The following is a 13656-nucleotide window of genomic DNA, read 5'->3' as shown; positions in this document are numbered from 1 at the left end:
TGTGATCACGCATTTTCGGGGTGTGATCACGAAACTGGCGTCGGTGCGCCCGTGCCGGCAAGAATCGCTTCCGACCGGGCGCTCCGCGGAACAATTCTCGTGTCCGCGCGGGCGCATGTGCCCGCGCCGCGCGGCAGACCACTCCCGGGCCGGCGCCATGGGGCGGGCCCGGGAGCGGGCGTCGCGCCGGTATCAGGCGAGTGTCTCGTCGATTTCCTTGCACGCCTTCACGAGGCCGCGCACCGAGTCGACGGACTTGTCCATCATCGCCTGCTCGTCCTTGTTGAGCGCGATGTCGACCACCTTCTCGATGCCGCCCGCGCCGATCACCGTGGGCACGCCGACATACATGCCGTCGAGGCCATAGGCGCCCGAAACATAGGCCGCGCAGGGCAGCACGCGTTTCTGGTCCTTGAGATAGGCTTCGGCCATCTCGATCGCCGAGGCGGCGGGCGCGTAGAAGGCGGAACCCGACTTCAGCAGCCCCACGATCTCCGCACCGCCGTCCCGGGTGCGCTGCACGATCGCGTCGAGCTTTTCCTGCGTCGTCCAGCCCATCTTCACCAGATCCGGCAGCGGGATGCCCGCCACGGTGGAATAGCGCACGAGCGGCACCATCGTGTCGCCATGCCCGCCGAGCACGAAGCCCGTCACGTCCTTCATCGAGACGTTGAACTCCACGCTCAGGAAGTGGCGGAAGCGCGCGCTGTCGAGGATGCCGGCCATGCCGCAGACCTTCTCGTGCGGAAGGCCCGAGAACTCGCGCAGCGCCCACACCATCGCGTCGAGCGGGTTGGTGATGCAGATCACGAAGGCGTCGGGGGCGTTGTCGCGGATGCCTTCGCCGACCGCCTTCATCACCTTGAGGTTGATGCCGAGAAGGTCGTCGCGGCTCATGCCGGGCTTGCGCGGCACGCCGGCGGTCACGATGCAGACGTCGGCGCCGGCGATGTCGGCGTAATCCTGCGTTCCCTTGAGCGCGGCGTCGATGCGCTCCACGGGGCCGGATTCGGCGATGTCCAGCGCCTTGCCCTCGGGCGTGCCTTCGGCGATGTCGAACAGGACGACGTCGCCGAGCTCCTTGATGGCGGCGAGATGGGCGAGCGTGCCGCCGATCTGCCCCGCGCCGATCAGGGCGATCTTGGGTCTGGCCATGAAAGTCTCTCCGGTCGATTGCAGACGCCGCATGGCCTAGAGCCTCGCGCAGCGCATCGCAAGAGCGGAGCGGGGCTGTCGCGCGCCCGCCCGAGCGGCTAAGCCTGAACCACGACGCGTGTTGCGTGCGGGGAGGGGGCGATGCTGAACGATCCGGGCATCTTCGTGCTGGCGGCGCTCGCGGTGGTCTTCGCCGGCGTCTCGAAGGGCGGCTTCGGCTCGGGCGCGGCTTTCGCATCCGCCGCGGTCCTGGCCCTCGTGATGCCGCCGGGCGAGGCGCTCGGCATCATGCTGCCGCTTCTCATGCTGATCGATCTTGTCACGCTGCCGCCTTACTGGCGGCGCTGGGATCCGGCGGCGGCGCGGCTTCTCATCCTGGGCGGCCTGCCCGGCGTCGCGCTCGGGGCGGCGCTCTGGCGGGTGGCCGACGACGACCTGATACGGCTCCTGATCGGGGCGATCAGCCTGGCCTTCGTCGCCTGGCGCGTGCTGGAAACGCGTGGCGTCATCCGGCCCGCCGCGCGCCGCCCGGGGCGGGGCTGGGGGCTCTTGGCCGGGCTCACCGCGGGCTTCACGAGCTTCGTCAGCCATGCCGGCGGCCCGGCGGCCGCCGTCTACCTGCTTGCGGGGCGGCCCGACAAGACGACCTATCAGGCGACAACGGTGCTGATCTTCTGGGCGCTCAACATCGCCAAGGCGATTCCCTACGGCGTCCTCGGCATCTTCACTGCCCAGACGCTCATGGCGAACGCCGCGCTCGCCCCTTTCGCGGTGCTTGGCGCCTGGCTCGGCGTGAAGGCGCATTTCCTCGTGCCGGAGCGCGCCTTCTTCCTGCTGACCTACACGCTGCTCACGCTGACCGGCGCGAAGCTGATCTGGGACGCGCTCACCTAGCCGTCGCGGCCCGGGGGCGGCGCGTCGTGGGCGGAAAACGCCCCTCCCGATGCCAGCAGGCAGGTGCGGCCCGCGGCCGTCGTCGCGGTGAGCGTCCAGCTTCCCGTGTCCGGGTTGGCGAAAAGCTCGACGAGCGCCCCGGAGGCGAGACCCGCCGCGCGACGCGATTCGCCCCAGCCCCGGGCGAGTTCCTCGAGCATCGCGTCCCGCGGCCCGCAGCCGGGCAAGGCTTCGCCCTCGACGGTGGTCGCGGCAAGCGCCATGAGCGCGAGGCCGGTGGCGTGGACGAGGGCATGCCGGATCATGGCGGGATCTCCTTCGATGGGGGCGCGACGTCGCCGTGAAGATCCGGAGAAGGCGTTAACGGCGGCCGAAGGGCGCGTGGCGCAGCCGTTGCGGGGCCGGTTTTGCCGCATTGCAGCAGAAAGGGGCTTGAACATCTGCCAAGAAAATGCGCTCTACCGCGCAACTTTGTTACGGGAGGCTTCGATGGACCCGCGCTCACGCCCCTACCGGTCCGTGCTCTACATTCCCGGCTCGAAGGAGCGTGCCCTCGAGAAGGCGCGGTCGCTGCCGGTGGACGCCATCATCTTCGATCTCGAGGATGCGGTGGCGCCCGATGCCAAGGAAGAGGCCCGGCGCACGTTGCGTACCGAGCTCGACGCGGGCGGATACGGCAAGCGCGCGCGGATCGTCCGGGTCAACGGGCTGGAGACCGCCTGGGGCGCGGCGGACATCGAGGCGATCCGCGGCGCCGATATCGACGCGCTGCTGCTGCCCAAGGTCGATGACCCCGCGCAGCTCGACGCCGCGGCCGACGCGCTGGGCGCGAACGTGCCGATCTGGGCCATGATGGAGACGCCGCGCGGCGTCCTGAACGCGCAGGCCATCGCGGCGCATCCGCGCCTTGGGGGATTCGTCGCCGGGACCAACGACCTCGCCAAGGAGCTGGGCTGCGCCATGCGCGCCGACCGGCTGCCGATGCTCCAGGCGCTGCAGCACATGCTCATGGCGGCGCGGGCCGAGGGAAAGGTCTGCGTGGACGGCGTCTTCAACCACTTCCGGGACGAGGACGGGCTGCGCGCCGAGTGCGAACAGGGCCGCGACATGGGCTTCGACGGCAAGACGCTCATCCACCCCGCGCAGGTGGCCACCGCCAACGCCGTCTTCGCCCCGGGCGCGGAAGAGATCGACCTCGCGCGCCGCCAGATCGCGGCATTCCGGGACGCCAAGGCGCGCGGCGAGGGCGTGGCCGTGCTGGACGGCCGGATCGTCGAGAACCTGCATGTCGAAACCGCCCGCAGGATGCTCGCGAAGGCAGAGGCCATTGCGGCGCTCGCGCATTGATCTAGGGTAGCGACCGACAGGGCAGGGAGAGCCGCGATGGCACTGACGTTACTGATCCTCGGCGTGATCCTCTGGATCGGGGCGCACACGTTCAAGCGCCTTGCACCCGACACGCGCGCCGGCATGGGCGAGACCGGCAAGGGCGTGGTCGCCGTGCTGCTTCTGGTCGCGCTGGCATTGATGATCGTGGGCTATCGCGGAGCTTACGGCGATGTCTGGTGGGGGCGTCACCCGGCGACGGTGGGCATCAACAACCTGCTCAACCTCTTCGCCGTGTACCTCTTCGCCGCCTCGGGGATGAAGACGCGGATCACGGCCCGGATCCGCCACCCGCAGCTGACCGCCGTCAAGGCGTGGGCGGTGGGCCATCTGCTCGTCAACGGCGATCTTCCCTCGCTCATCCTGTTCGGCGGGCTGCTCGGCTGGGCCGTGTGGGAGGTCATCCTGATCAATCGCGCGACGGAGCGTCCGGCGCCGCCGCCGCCCGCCTCGATGGGCAAGGAGATCGGCGCCGTCGTCGGCACGCTGGTGGTCTACGGCCTGATCGCCTGGGCGCATTACTGGTTCGGCTATCCGGCATTCGGGTGACGCGATGCGCCTCTACCGCTTCCTGACCGCCGACGACACCTCCGCCTTCTGCCACAAGGTGACCGCCGCGCTGAACGCCGGTTGGGATCTCTACGGCGCCCCCGCCTATGCCTACGACGAAAGCAACGGCGTGATGCGCTGCGGGCAGGCGGTGGTGAAGGAGGTGGAAGGCACCTACCACCCCGACATGAAGCTGGGAGAGCAGTGAGCATGCCGAAGGACAAGCCCAGCCGGCTGAAGACCAACCCGGGCCGCTTCTTCGAGGATTACACCGTGGGCGAGGTGATCCCCCATGCCGTGCCGCGCACGATCTCGGGCGGCGAGCGGGCGATCTACCACGCGCTCTACCCGGCGCGCCACGCGCTTTACTCGTCGGACGAGTTCGCGCGGGTCTGCGGCCTTCCGGCCAGCCCGGTGGACGATCTGGCCGCCTTTCACATCGTTTTCGGCAAGTCGGTGCCCGACATCTCGCTCAACGCCGTGGCGAATCTCGGCTATGCCGAGGCGCGCTGGCTGCGGCCGGTCTATGCCGGCGACACGCTGCGCGCTTCGTCCGAGGTGATCGGGCTGAAGCAGAACTCCTCCGGCAAGACCGGTGTGGTCTACGTGAAGACCACGGGCTTCAACCAGCACGGGCTTCCGGTGATGGAGTTCAAGCGCTGGGTCATGGTGCGCAAGAAGGACCCCGGGACGCCGGCCCCCGAAGCGGTGGTGCCCGAGACCGCGCCGCATGTCGCGCCGGGCGACCTGGTCATTCCGGCCGGGCTCGACTTCACCCAGTATGATTTCGGCCTCGCCGGAGAACCGCACCGCCTGTCGGACTACGAGGTCGGCGAAACGATCGACCATGTGGACGGCGTCACGCTGGAAGAGGCCGAGCACATGATGGCGACGCGGCTCTGGCAGAACACGTCCAAGACCCATTTCGACGCCACGCCGCGCGAGGATCGCAAGCGGCTGATCTATGGCGGGCACGTCATCTCCATGGCGCGCGCGCTTTCGTTCAACGGTCTCGCCAACGCGCAGATGATCGCGGCGATCAACGCGGGCGCGCACGCGAACCCCTGCTTCGCGGGCGACACCGTGCGCGCCTGGTCCGAGGTGCTCGACATGGCCGAGACGCCCGCGCCCGGCGTCGGCGCGATCCGGTTGCGTCTGGTGGCGACGAAAGGCGGCGCGCCCTTCACGCTCAAGGGCGAGGACGGCAAGTATCTGCCGGATGTCCTTCTGGACCTCGACTACTGGGCGTTCATGCCGATGTGATCGCCGAAGGCCGGGCCGGCGATCGGGGGCACCGGGGGATCCGGGTGCCGCCGAGACCGGACTGGCGTGATCACAGGCTGTGCCGGCCTCCTTGCGCCGAAGGGCGGGGCCGTCCCAGGCCGCATCCGAATCCTTGCGCGCTCGGCCCGCATGCACCGCATCGTGCGCCATGGCCACGCGAAGACGCAGATAAGACAGGTGAAAATTTGCGATCACATGATATCGCTCAGTGATCACGAACGGCCCCGAAGAGGTTGCGTTGCGCAGATTTTCCGGTGATGGCGTGGCTTTGCCCCCATGACAGCGCCGAAAAATGCGCTATCAGTTGGGCAGCAGACCGAAAGGACATGCCATGGCCGACGTCAACAGAGGCAACCGCCCGCTCTCGCCCCACCTGCAGATCTACCGCCCGCAGCTCACATCGGTGACGTCCATCTTCGTGCGCATCACCGGAAATGCGCTTCTGGTGGCCGCGCTTCTGGTCGTCTGGTGGTTTCTCGCCGCCGCGACCTCTCCCGAGGCGTTCGCGCGAGCCGACGCGGTGCTGACGAGCTGGTTCGGCGATCTGGTGATGTTCCTGTCGCTCTGGGCGCTCTGGTATCACACGCTCGGGGGCATCCGGCATCTCGTCTGGGACAGCGGGCGCGGCCTCGACCTCGATAGCTCCTACATGATGGGCTATGTGATGATCGGCGGGTCGGTCGTGCTCACGCTCGCCACCGTCTTCGTGATCTGAGGGGGATCGCCATGCATATTCTGACCGCACGCAAGCGTGCCGAGGGCACGGGCGCCGCAAAGACGGGAACCGACCATCATTGGAGCATGATCGTCTCGTCGGCGGCCCTGATCGGGCTCGTGCCGCTTTTCATCTTCACCTTCGGGCAGGCGCTGGGCCGCCCCCATGCGGAGGTCGTGGCCTATTACCAGCAGCCGTTCCCGGCCATGGTGGCGATCCTCACCCTCCTCGTCGGCTTCTACCATTTCCGGGGCGGTGTTCAGACCCTGATCGAGGACTATGTCCACGGCACGCGTCAGAAGGTTCTGATCGTGGCGATGATTTGCCTCAGCTACGCGGCCGCCGCCGTCGGCATTTTCGCCGTGGCGAAGCTGGCGCTTTGAGATAACGGAGCAGCATTCCATGGCAGCATACGACTACGAGACGCACGATTACGACGTGGTTGTGGTGGGCGCCGGCGGCTCGGGGCTTCGCGCGACGCTCGGAATGGCGGAGCAGGGGCTTCGCACCGCCTGCGTCACCAAGGTCTTTCCCACCCGCTCGCACACCGTGGCCGCGCAGGGGGGCATCGCCGCCTCGCTCGGCAACATGGGGCCCGACAACTGGCAGTGGCACATGTACGACACCGTGAAGGGGTCGGACTGGCTCGGTGACGTGGACGCGATGGAATACCTGGCCCGCGAGGCGCCCAAGGCCGTCTACGAGCTCGAGCATTACGGCGTGCCCTTCTCGCGCACCGAGGACGGCAAGATCTATCAGCGCCCGTTCGGCGGCCACACCACCGAGTTCGGCGAGGGGCCGCCGGTGCAGCGGACCTGCGCGGCCGCCGACCGGACCGGCCATGCGATCCTGCACACGCTCTACGGCCAGAGCCTGAAGCAGCAGGCCCAGTTCTACATCGAGTATTTCGCCATCGACCTCCTGATGGACGAGGACGGCGCCTGCCGCGGCGTGCTCTGCTGGAAGCTCGACGACGGCAGCATGCACGTCTTTTCCGCCAAGATGGTGGTGCTGGCCACCGGCGGCTACGGGCGCGCCTATTTCTCGGCCACCTCGGCGCATACCTGCACCGGTGACGGCGGCGGCATGATCGCGCGCGCGGGCCTGCCGCTCCAGGACATGGAGTTCGTGCAGTTCCACCCCACCGGCATCTACGGCTCGGGCTGCCTCATCACCGAGGGTGCCCGTGGCGAGGGGGGGTATCTCACCAATTCCGAGGGCGAGCGGTTCATGGAACGCTACGCGCCCACCTACAAGGACCTCGCCAGCCGCGACGTGGTCAGCCGCTGCATGACGATCGAGATCCGCGAAGGGCGCGGCGTGGGCCCGAACAAGGACCACATCCACCTGCACCTCAATCACCTGCCGCCCGAGACGCTGGCCGAGCGGCTGCCGGGCATCTCCGAATCCGCGCGCATCTTCGCCGGCGTCGACGTCACGAAGGAGCCCGTCCCGGTGCTGCCCACGGTGCACTACAACATGGGCGGCATCCCGACCAACTACTGGGGCGAGGTTCTGAACCCCACCGAGGCGGATCCCGACCGCATCGCGCCCGGACTGATGGCCGTCGGCGAGGCGGGCTGCGCCTCTGTCCACGGGGCGAACCGTCTGGGCTCGAACTCGCTCATCGACCTCGTGGTGTTCGGCCGCGCCGCCGCCATCCGCGCCGGAGAGGCCGTGGAGCATGGAACGCCGGTGCCCGAGGCGCCGAAGGCGGCCATCGAGCAGGCGCTCGACCGCTTCGACGCGATGCGCCACGCCAAGGGCGGCACGCCCACGGCGGAGCTGCGGCTCGAGATGCAGAAGACCATGCAGGAGGACGCGGCCGTCTTCCGCACCGAGGAAACCCTCAAGCAGGGTCTCGAGAAGATGACGACGATCGCGGGCAAGCTCGACGATATCGCCGTCACCGACCGGTCGCTGATCTGGAACTCGGACCTCATGGAAACGCTGGAGCTTGCCAACCTCATGCCGAACGCGCTCGCGACCATCGCGAGCGCCGAGGCGCGCAAGGAAAGCCGCGGCGCCCATGCCCACGAGGACCATCCCGACCGCGACGACGAGAACTGGCGCAAGCACACGCTCGCATGGGTCAACGGCGGCGTGAAGCTCGACTATCGCCCGGTGCACCTCAACCCGCTCATGGGGCACAACGAGGGCGGCATCGACCTCGACCGTATCAAGCCCAAGGCCCGCGTGTACTGAGGAGACGACCGAGATGGTTCAACTGACGCTCCCCAAGAATTCGAAGATCCGCACCGGGAAGACCTGGCCCAAGCCCGACGGCGCGACGAACCTGCGTAAGTTCCAGATCTATCGCTGGAACCCCGACGACGGGGAGAACCCGCGCGTGGACACCTACTGGGTGGACATGGACAGCTGCGGGCCGATGGTCCTGGACGCGCTCATCAAGATCAAGAACGAGATCGACCCGACGCTGACCTTCCGCCGCTCCTGCCGCGAGGGGATCTGCGGATCCTGCGCGATGAACATCGACGGGATCAACACGCTCGCCTGCATCTACGGCATGGAAGAGATCAAGGGCGACGTGAAGATCTACCCCCTGCCGCACATGCCGGTGGTGAAGGACCTGATCCCGGATCTCACGCATTTCTACGCCCAGCACGAAAGCATCATGCCGTGGCTGGAGACGAAGTCGAACGCGCCCGCGAAGGAGTGGCGGCAGTCGATCGAGGATCGCGAAAAGCTCGACGGGCTTTACGAGTGCGTGATGTGCGCCTGCTGTTCGACGGCCTGCCCGTCCTATTGGTGGAACGGCGACCGGTACCTCGGCCCTGCTGCGCTGCTGCATGCCTATCGCTGGATCATCGACAGCCGCGACGAGGCCACGGGCGAGCGGCTGGACGACCTCGAGGATCCGTTCAAGCTTTACCGCTGCCATACCATCATGAACTGCGCGAAGACCTGCCCCAAGGGTCTGAACCCGGCGAAAGCCATCGCCAACATCAAGAAGATGATGGTGGACCGCGCGGTCTGAGGCCTTGTATCGGGCGAGCGGTCGCTGACGCCGCTCGCCCAGGCAGACCCGCAGCCCGTGAGGGTTGCAGCGCTCGGGCGATATGGCGCGATGCATTAGGCCCGTTCCGCACGGACATCACGCGCGCCGCCCCGCTGACGCGGAGGACGCACGCCCGGCTTCCCCGGCCCACGCGATGCCGTGACGGTCCGCGCCACCGGGGCTATGCCTGCGGCGACTGAAAGCACGGGCAACGGAGTATCCAATGGCCAATCCACCCGCCGACGCCGACGCGCGCCGCGCCGTGGCCCCCGTGATCTGCTATCCGGACGACACGCTGCCCGCGCCGGACCTGGCGCTTTACCGCGCGGCGCGGCCGGGGGCGGAAAAGCTGGGCGAGGTCATCGTGCCGCCGCGCGAGGGTCGCTGCTTTCGCGTGGCCGCCGGGCAGTTCTTTCGCATCGCGAGCGTCGAGGGGCCGCAGGTGGGCGACCTGAACCTCTGGAACGCGGGCGATCTGTCCGAGCGCTTCTACTCGGGCAAGACGCGCGCGCTGCACGGCACGCATCTGACGACGGGCGACCGGATGTGGTCGGCCTTTCCGCATCTTCGCCCGATGGCGACCATCGTGGAGGATACGCTCGCCTGGTACGGCACGGATGACTTCGGCGGCCGGGTGCACGACGTGATCGGCACGCGCTGCGATCCCTACACCCACGCGCTGCTCTCGGGCGGGGACGCCTACCACCATTGCTGCCACTCGAACCTGACGCGGGCGCTGGCCGGGGAAACCGGGATGGCCGTGGCCGAGGCGGAGGGCCATGTGCACGACGTGCTGAACGTCTTCATGTGCACGGGCTTCACCCCCGACACGGGGCAGTATTTCATGAAGGCGAGCCCGGTGCGGCCCGGCGACTACCTCGAGTTCTTCGCCGAGATCGATCTTCTGGGCGCGCTCAGTGCCTGCCCCGGCGGGGACTGCTCAGCCGAACATTCGAGCGACGCGGCGCGTTGCCATCCGCTGCTGGTGGAGGTTTTCGCCCCGAGAACCGGCGCGCTCGAGGGGTGGAGGCCGCCCGCGCCCAACCCCTACGACCGCAGCCACGGAACATAGGGATCAGGCGAAGGCGGCCTCCAGCGCGATCTCGACCATCTCTGCGAAGCCTCTCTCGCGCTCATCGCTCGGCAGGTGTTCCCCGGTCCGAAGATGATCGCTGACGGTCAGGACGGCGAGCGCGCGCGCGCCGAGGCGCGCGGCTACGTTGTAAAGTTCCGCCGCCTCCATCTCGACGGCGAGCGTGCCGTGACGGGTCAGGATCTCGTTCAGGTCGGGGCGCTCGTCGTAGAACACGTCCGACGAGTAGATGCCGCCGACATGATGCGTGGCGCCGCGCGCCTCGGCGGCGGCCGCGGCCGCCCGCAGAAGCGGCCAGTCGGCGCAGGGCGCGAAGGACAATTCGCGGAACGTCCCGCGCGAGGGCGTCGAAAGGCTCGACGCCGTCATTGCGAGCACGAGATCGCGAAGCGCGACCTGCGTCTGCATCGCGCCGCAGGACCCGATGCGGATGAGCGTCTTCGCCCCGTAATCGCGGATCAGTTCGTTGGCGTAGATCGACAGTGACGGCATTCCCATGCCGGAGCCGTGGATCGTGACCGGCTCGCCCCGCCAGGTTCCGGTGAAGCCGAGCATGCCGCGGGTTTCGTTCACGAGGCGCGGGGCATCGAGAAAACGCTCGGCCGCCCAACGGGCGCGGTAGGGGTCGCCCGGCATCAACACCGTTGGCGCGATCTCGCCTTCGGCCGCGCCGATATGGATCGTCATGCGGAGCCTTTCCTTACGCCGGTTGCTAGCGACGGATCTCGAAATCCCGAAGCGCGGGATCGGCGGCAGTCTCCTCTTCGGAAACCTGCGTCACCCTTGCCGCGGGCGGCCCCTCGCGGAGCCGTTCGAGAAGGCTGGAGACGGCGTCGTCGGGCCCCTGAATCAGAGCCTCGACGCTGCCATCGGAGCGGTTGCGCACCCAGCCGGCAAGGCCGAGGCTGCGCGCCTGCTCCTGCGTCCACGCGCGGAAGGAGACGCCCTGCACCCGGCCTTCCACGCGAGCCGCGATCGCCTTTTCCGCCATCGCCACGCGCGCCCCCGCGTCAGATCGAGAGGTCTTCGAGTGTCTTGCCCGCCTTCAGCGCCTCGTTGACCCACTGCGGCTTGCGCCCGCGGCCGGTCCAGGTCTGGCGCGGATCGGCGGGGTTGGCGTATTTCGGCGGGTTCTTGCTGCCTTTCGGCCCGGCTTCCTTGAGGTCGTTGAGCGAGAAACCATAGGCTTTCGCCGCGTCTTCGGCCGCTTTCAGCGCCTCGGCCTTGCGGCGAACCTCGATCGTCTCCAGCGCCTTGTCGATATCGGCGCGCAGCTGTTTCAGTTCCTCGCCGGACATCTTGTACAAATCGATATTCATGGGCTTTTCCTTTGTTGCGTGGTCGTCTTCTGTTGCGCCCCGGCCGCGTGGACATGACTCCTTACCCGCAATTTTCAAGGATACAAGAAAAAAACGGCATTGGAAAAGTTTCCGCGCAAAGTCTTTGCGCGGAGTGGTTGTGGAAAAGGCGATGGCGTGCGGAGTAATCGCTGACCCTGCGTAATCCTTATTGCGCGGCGACCGCTTTGGGATCGGCCAGCTCGACGACATCCATCATGATCGCGTTCAATTCGAAATCCTTCGGCGTATAGACGCGCGCCACGCCCATGGCGCGCAGGCGCCTTGCATCCTCCTCGGGGATGATTCCGCCCACGATGACGGGAGTTTCCTCGAGTCCCGCCTCGCGCAGCCGGCCCATCATGTCTTCCACGAGCGGAATATGGCTTCCCGAAAGGATGGAAAGCCCGATGACGTGCGGGGTGTTCTCCTGCGCGGCGCGAACGATCTCTTCAGGGGTGAGGCGGATGCCCTCGTATTCGATGTCCATGCCGCAATCGCGGGCGCGGAAGGCGATCTGCTCCGCCCCGTTGGAATGGCCGTCGAGCCCCGGTTTGCCGACGAGAAAGCGCAGGCGCCGGCCGAGACGCTGGCTGACGGCATCGACCGCCTCGCGGATCTCGTCGAGTCCCTCGGTCATGTTCGAGGGGCTCTTCGACACGCCGGTCGGCCCGCGGTATTCACCGAAGGCCTTGCGCATCTCGGCGGCCCATTCGCCGGTGGTGACCCCCGCTTTCGCCGCTGCCACGGAAGGCGGCATGATGTTGCGGCCCTCGGCCGCGGCGGCGCGCAGATCGGCGAGGGCGGCCGCCACGGCGGCCTCGTCGCGCGCCGCGCGCCACGCGTTCAGCCGGTCGATCTGGTCCTGCTCCACCGCGGCGTCGACGACCATGATCCCGCCCTCCTCGTCCATGAGCGGCGAGGGTTCGCATTCCATCCACTTGTTGACGCCGACCACGACGGTCTCGCCGCGCTCGATGCGGTTGAGCCGCTCCGCGTTGGCGTCCACGAGGCGGGCCTTCATGTATTCGATGGCCGCCACGGCGCCGCCCATGGCGTCGATGCTGGCCAGTTCGTGGCGCGCGCCCGCCTTCAGCTTCTCGACCTTGGCGTCGACGGCCGGGTTCTGGTCGAAGAGGTCGTCGAATTCCAGAAGATCGGTCTCGTAGGCGAGGATCTGCTGCATCCGCAGCGACCATTGCTGGTCCCACGGGCGCGGCAGTCCCAGCGCCTCGTTCCAGGCCGGCAACTGAACCGCCCGTGCCCGCGCTTTCTTGGACAGGGTGACCGCGAGCATCTCGATCAGGATGCGATAGACGTTGTTCTCCGGCTGCTGCTCCGTCAGCCCGAGCGAATTGACCTGCACGCCGTAACGGAAACGGCGGTATTTCGGATCCTCGACGCCGTATCGCTCGCGGCAGATCTCGTCCCAGAGATCGGTGAAGGCGCGCATCTTGCACATCTCGGTGATGAAACGGATGCCGGCGTTCACGAAAAAGGAAATTCGGCCGACGAGCAGCGGGAAATCCTCGTCCGGCACCTTGCCCTTCAGGTCGTCCAGCACCGCCGTGGCGGTGGCGAGCGCGAAGGCGAGTTCCTGGTCGGGCGTCGCGCCGGCCTCCTGCAGGTGATAGGAACACACGTTCATCGGGTTCCATTTCGGAATCTCGCGGTAGCAATAGGCCGCGACGTCCGTGATGAGGCGCAATGACGGTTTCGGCGGGCAGATATATGTCCCGCGCGAGAGGTATTCCTTTATGATGTCGTTCTGCACCGTGCCCTGGAGTTTCGACACGTCGGCGCCCTGTTCCTCGGCCACCGCGACGTAAAGCGCCAGAAGCCAGGGCGCTGTCGCGTTGATGGTCATCGAGGTGTTCATCTGGTCGAGGGGAATGTCCTCGAAGAGGGTGCGCATGTCGCCCAGATGGGCGACGGGCACGCCGACCTTGCCCACCTCGCCCCGTGCGAGGACGTGATCGCTGTCATAGCCCGTCTGCGTGGGTAGATCGAAGGCCACCGAAAGGCCGGTCTGCCCCTTGGAGAGGTTGCGGCGGTAAAGCGCGTTGGAGGCTTTCGCGGTGGAATGCCCCGCATAGGTGCGCATGAGCCAGGGTTTGTCTTTCTTGGGCGCGGATCCGGTCTCGGTCATCTGGGGCCTCTCGACTCTGTCGTGCAACTTTGTTGCGTTCGGGCGTGGATACTTGAAACTTTCTGGCCGGTCAAT

General features: G+C 67.4%; 16 protein-coding genes. 10 read left to right on the top strand and 6 right to left on the bottom strand.

Annotated features, from left to right (window positions below):
- Window positions 1-192: 192 nt before the first annotated feature.
- Complete coding sequence (gene mdh / locus AB6A66_RS04975) at window positions 193-1155, bottom strand: malate dehydrogenase (RefSeq protein WP_371055012.1); 963 nt, start codon at window positions 1153-1155, stop codon at window positions 193-195.
- Between the two features lie 141 nt (window positions 1156-1296).
- On the opposite strand from mdh, the gene AB6A66_RS04970 reads away from it, so the two are divergent.
- Window positions 1297-2049, top strand: a complete 753-nt coding sequence (locus AB6A66_RS04970; protein WP_371037394.1) for a sulfite exporter TauE/SafE family protein — start codon at window positions 1297-1299, stop codon at window positions 2047-2049.
- On the opposite strand, the gene AB6A66_RS04965 is transcribed toward AB6A66_RS04970, so the two are convergent.
- Window positions 2046-2354 carry a hypothetical protein gene (locus AB6A66_RS04965; protein ID WP_371055011.1) on the bottom strand — a complete coding sequence of 103 codons (309 nt, stop codon included), beginning with the start codon at window positions 2352-2354 and terminating at the stop codon, window positions 2046-2048. The two genes, AB6A66_RS04970 and AB6A66_RS04965, sit on opposite strands and share 4 nt — an antisense overlap.
- 184 nt (window positions 2355-2538) lie before the next feature.
- Here AB6A66_RS04965 and AB6A66_RS04960 point away from each other — a divergent pair, with 184 nt between their 5' ends.
- From AB6A66_RS04960 to AB6A66_RS04920, 9 genes are all read left to right on the top strand, one after another.
- Entirely contained in the window at window positions 2539-3396 is an 858-nt protein-coding gene (locus AB6A66_RS04960; protein WP_371037392.1) for a CoA ester lyase, read from the top strand.
- A 42-nt stretch (window positions 3397-3438) separates the two neighbouring features.
- Window positions 3439-3984 carry an NnrU family protein gene (locus AB6A66_RS04955; RefSeq protein WP_371037645.1) on the top strand — a complete coding sequence of 182 codons (546 nt, stop codon included), beginning with the start codon at window positions 3439-3441 and terminating at the stop codon, window positions 3982-3984.
- Window positions 3985-3988: 4 nt separating this feature from the next.
- The gene (locus tag AB6A66_RS04950; protein WP_371037391.1) at window positions 3989-4192 is read left to right on the top strand and encodes a DUF1737 domain-containing protein; all 204 of its coding nucleotides are present in this window, start codon (window positions 3989-3991) and stop codon (window positions 4190-4192) included.
- A gap of 2 nt (window positions 4193-4194) precedes the next feature.
- Complete coding sequence (locus AB6A66_RS04945; protein ID WP_371055010.1) at window positions 4195-5247, top strand: MaoC family dehydratase; 1053 nt, start codon at window positions 4195-4197, stop codon at window positions 5245-5247.
- A 352-nt stretch (window positions 5248-5599) separates the two neighbouring features.
- Complete coding sequence (gene sdhC, locus AB6A66_RS04940) at window positions 5600-5983, top strand: succinate dehydrogenase, cytochrome b556 subunit (protein ID WP_371037389.1); 384 nt, start codon at window positions 5600-5602, stop codon at window positions 5981-5983.
- Between the two features lie 11 nt (window positions 5984-5994).
- The gene (sdhD, locus tag AB6A66_RS04935) at window positions 5995-6366 is read left to right on the top strand and encodes a succinate dehydrogenase, hydrophobic membrane anchor protein (protein WP_371037388.1); all 372 of its coding nucleotides are present in this window, start codon (window positions 5995-5997) and stop codon (window positions 6364-6366) included.
- A gap of 19 nt (window positions 6367-6385) precedes the next feature.
- On the top strand, window positions 6386-8188 hold the full coding sequence (gene sdhA, locus AB6A66_RS04930) for a succinate dehydrogenase flavoprotein subunit (RefSeq protein WP_371055009.1): 1803 nt from the start codon (window positions 6386-6388) through the stop codon (window positions 8186-8188).
- A gap of 13 nt (window positions 8189-8201) precedes the next feature.
- Complete coding sequence (locus AB6A66_RS04925) at window positions 8202-8981, top strand: succinate dehydrogenase iron-sulfur subunit (protein ID WP_371037386.1); 780 nt, start codon at window positions 8202-8204, stop codon at window positions 8979-8981.
- A 244-nt stretch (window positions 8982-9225) separates the two neighbouring features.
- Entirely contained in the window at window positions 9226-10074 is an 849-nt protein-coding gene (locus tag AB6A66_RS04920) for an urea carboxylase-associated family protein (protein WP_371055008.1), read from the top strand.
- A 3-nt stretch (window positions 10075-10077) separates the two neighbouring features.
- On the opposite strand, the gene deoD is transcribed toward AB6A66_RS04920, so the two are convergent.
- The 4 genes from deoD to AB6A66_RS04900 all read right to left on the bottom strand — a co-directional run bounded on the left by deoD (window position 10078) and on the right by AB6A66_RS04900 (window position 13581).
- A complete protein-coding gene (deoD, locus tag AB6A66_RS04915) occupies window positions 10078-10782 on the bottom strand; it encodes a purine-nucleoside phosphorylase (protein WP_371055007.1) in 705 nt (234 codons plus the stop codon).
- A 25-nt stretch (window positions 10783-10807) separates the two neighbouring features.
- Window positions 10808-11086, bottom strand: coding sequence for an acylphosphatase (locus AB6A66_RS04910; RefSeq protein ID WP_371037644.1), 279 nt, complete (start codon window positions 11084-11086; stop codon window positions 10808-10810).
- Between the two features lie 19 nt (window positions 11087-11105).
- Window positions 11106-11414 carry an H-NS family nucleoid-associated regulatory protein gene (locus AB6A66_RS04905; protein ID WP_371055006.1) on the bottom strand — a complete coding sequence of 103 codons (309 nt, stop codon included), beginning with the start codon at window positions 11412-11414 and terminating at the stop codon, window positions 11106-11108.
- Between the two features lie 187 nt (window positions 11415-11601).
- Complete coding sequence (locus tag AB6A66_RS04900; RefSeq protein ID WP_371037382.1) at window positions 11602-13581, bottom strand: methylmalonyl-CoA mutase family protein; 1980 nt, start codon at window positions 13579-13581, stop codon at window positions 11602-11604.
- Window positions 13582-13656 lie beyond the last annotated feature (75 nt).

It is taken from the genome of Rhodosalinus sp. K401 (assembly GCF_041365735.1).
In the GTDB taxonomy this organism is placed as follows: Bacteria; Pseudomonadota; Alphaproteobacteria; order Rhodobacterales; family Rhodobacteraceae; genus Rhodosalinus.
This window is presented reverse-complemented; position numbering and strand designations above follow the sequence as displayed.

Coding starts and splice junctions, on each gene's coding strand:
- mdh (WP_371055012.1), bottom strand. CDS start 1,155: ATGGCCAGACCCAAGATCGCCCTGATCGGCGCGGGGCAGATCGGCGGC.
- AB6A66_RS04970 (WP_371037394.1), top strand. CDS start 1,297: ATGCTGAACGATCCGGGCATCTTCGTGCTGGCGGCGCTCGCGGTGGTC.
- AB6A66_RS04965 (WP_371055011.1), bottom strand. CDS start 2,354: ATGATCCGGCATGCCCTCGTCCACGCCACCGGCCTCGCGCTCATGGCG.
- AB6A66_RS04960 (WP_371037392.1), top strand. CDS start 2,539: ATGGACCCGCGCTCACGCCCCTACCGGTCCGTGCTCTACATTCCCGGC.
- AB6A66_RS04950 (WP_371037391.1), top strand. CDS start 3,989: ATGCGCCTCTACCGCTTCCTGACCGCCGACGACACCTCCGCCTTCTGC.
- AB6A66_RS04945 (WP_371055010.1), top strand. CDS start 4,195: ATGCCGAAGGACAAGCCCAGCCGGCTGAAGACCAACCCGGGCCGCTTC.
- sdhC (WP_371037389.1), top strand. CDS start 5,600: ATGGCCGACGTCAACAGAGGCAACCGCCCGCTCTCGCCCCACCTGCAG.
- sdhD (WP_371037388.1), top strand. CDS start 5,995: ATGCATATTCTGACCGCACGCAAGCGTGCCGAGGGCACGGGCGCCGCA.
- sdhA (WP_371055009.1), top strand. CDS start 6,386: ATGGCAGCATACGACTACGAGACGCACGATTACGACGTGGTTGTGGTG.
- AB6A66_RS04925 (WP_371037386.1), top strand. CDS start 8,202: ATGGTTCAACTGACGCTCCCCAAGAATTCGAAGATCCGCACCGGGAAG.
- AB6A66_RS04920 (WP_371055008.1), top strand. CDS start 9,226: ATGGCCAATCCACCCGCCGACGCCGACGCGCGCCGCGCCGTGGCCCCC.
- deoD (WP_371055007.1), bottom strand. CDS start 10,782: ATGACGATCCATATCGGCGCGGCCGAAGGCGAGATCGCGCCAACGGTG.
- AB6A66_RS04910 (WP_371037644.1), bottom strand. CDS start 11,086: ATGGCGGAAAAGGCGATCGCGGCTCGCGTGGAAGGCCGGGTGCAGGGC.
- AB6A66_RS04905 (WP_371055006.1), bottom strand. CDS start 11,414: ATGAATATCGATTTGTACAAGATGTCCGGCGAGGAACTGAAACAGCTG.
- AB6A66_RS04900 (WP_371037382.1), bottom strand. CDS start 13,581: ATGACCGAGACCGGATCCGCGCCCAAGAAAGACAAACCCTGGCTCATG.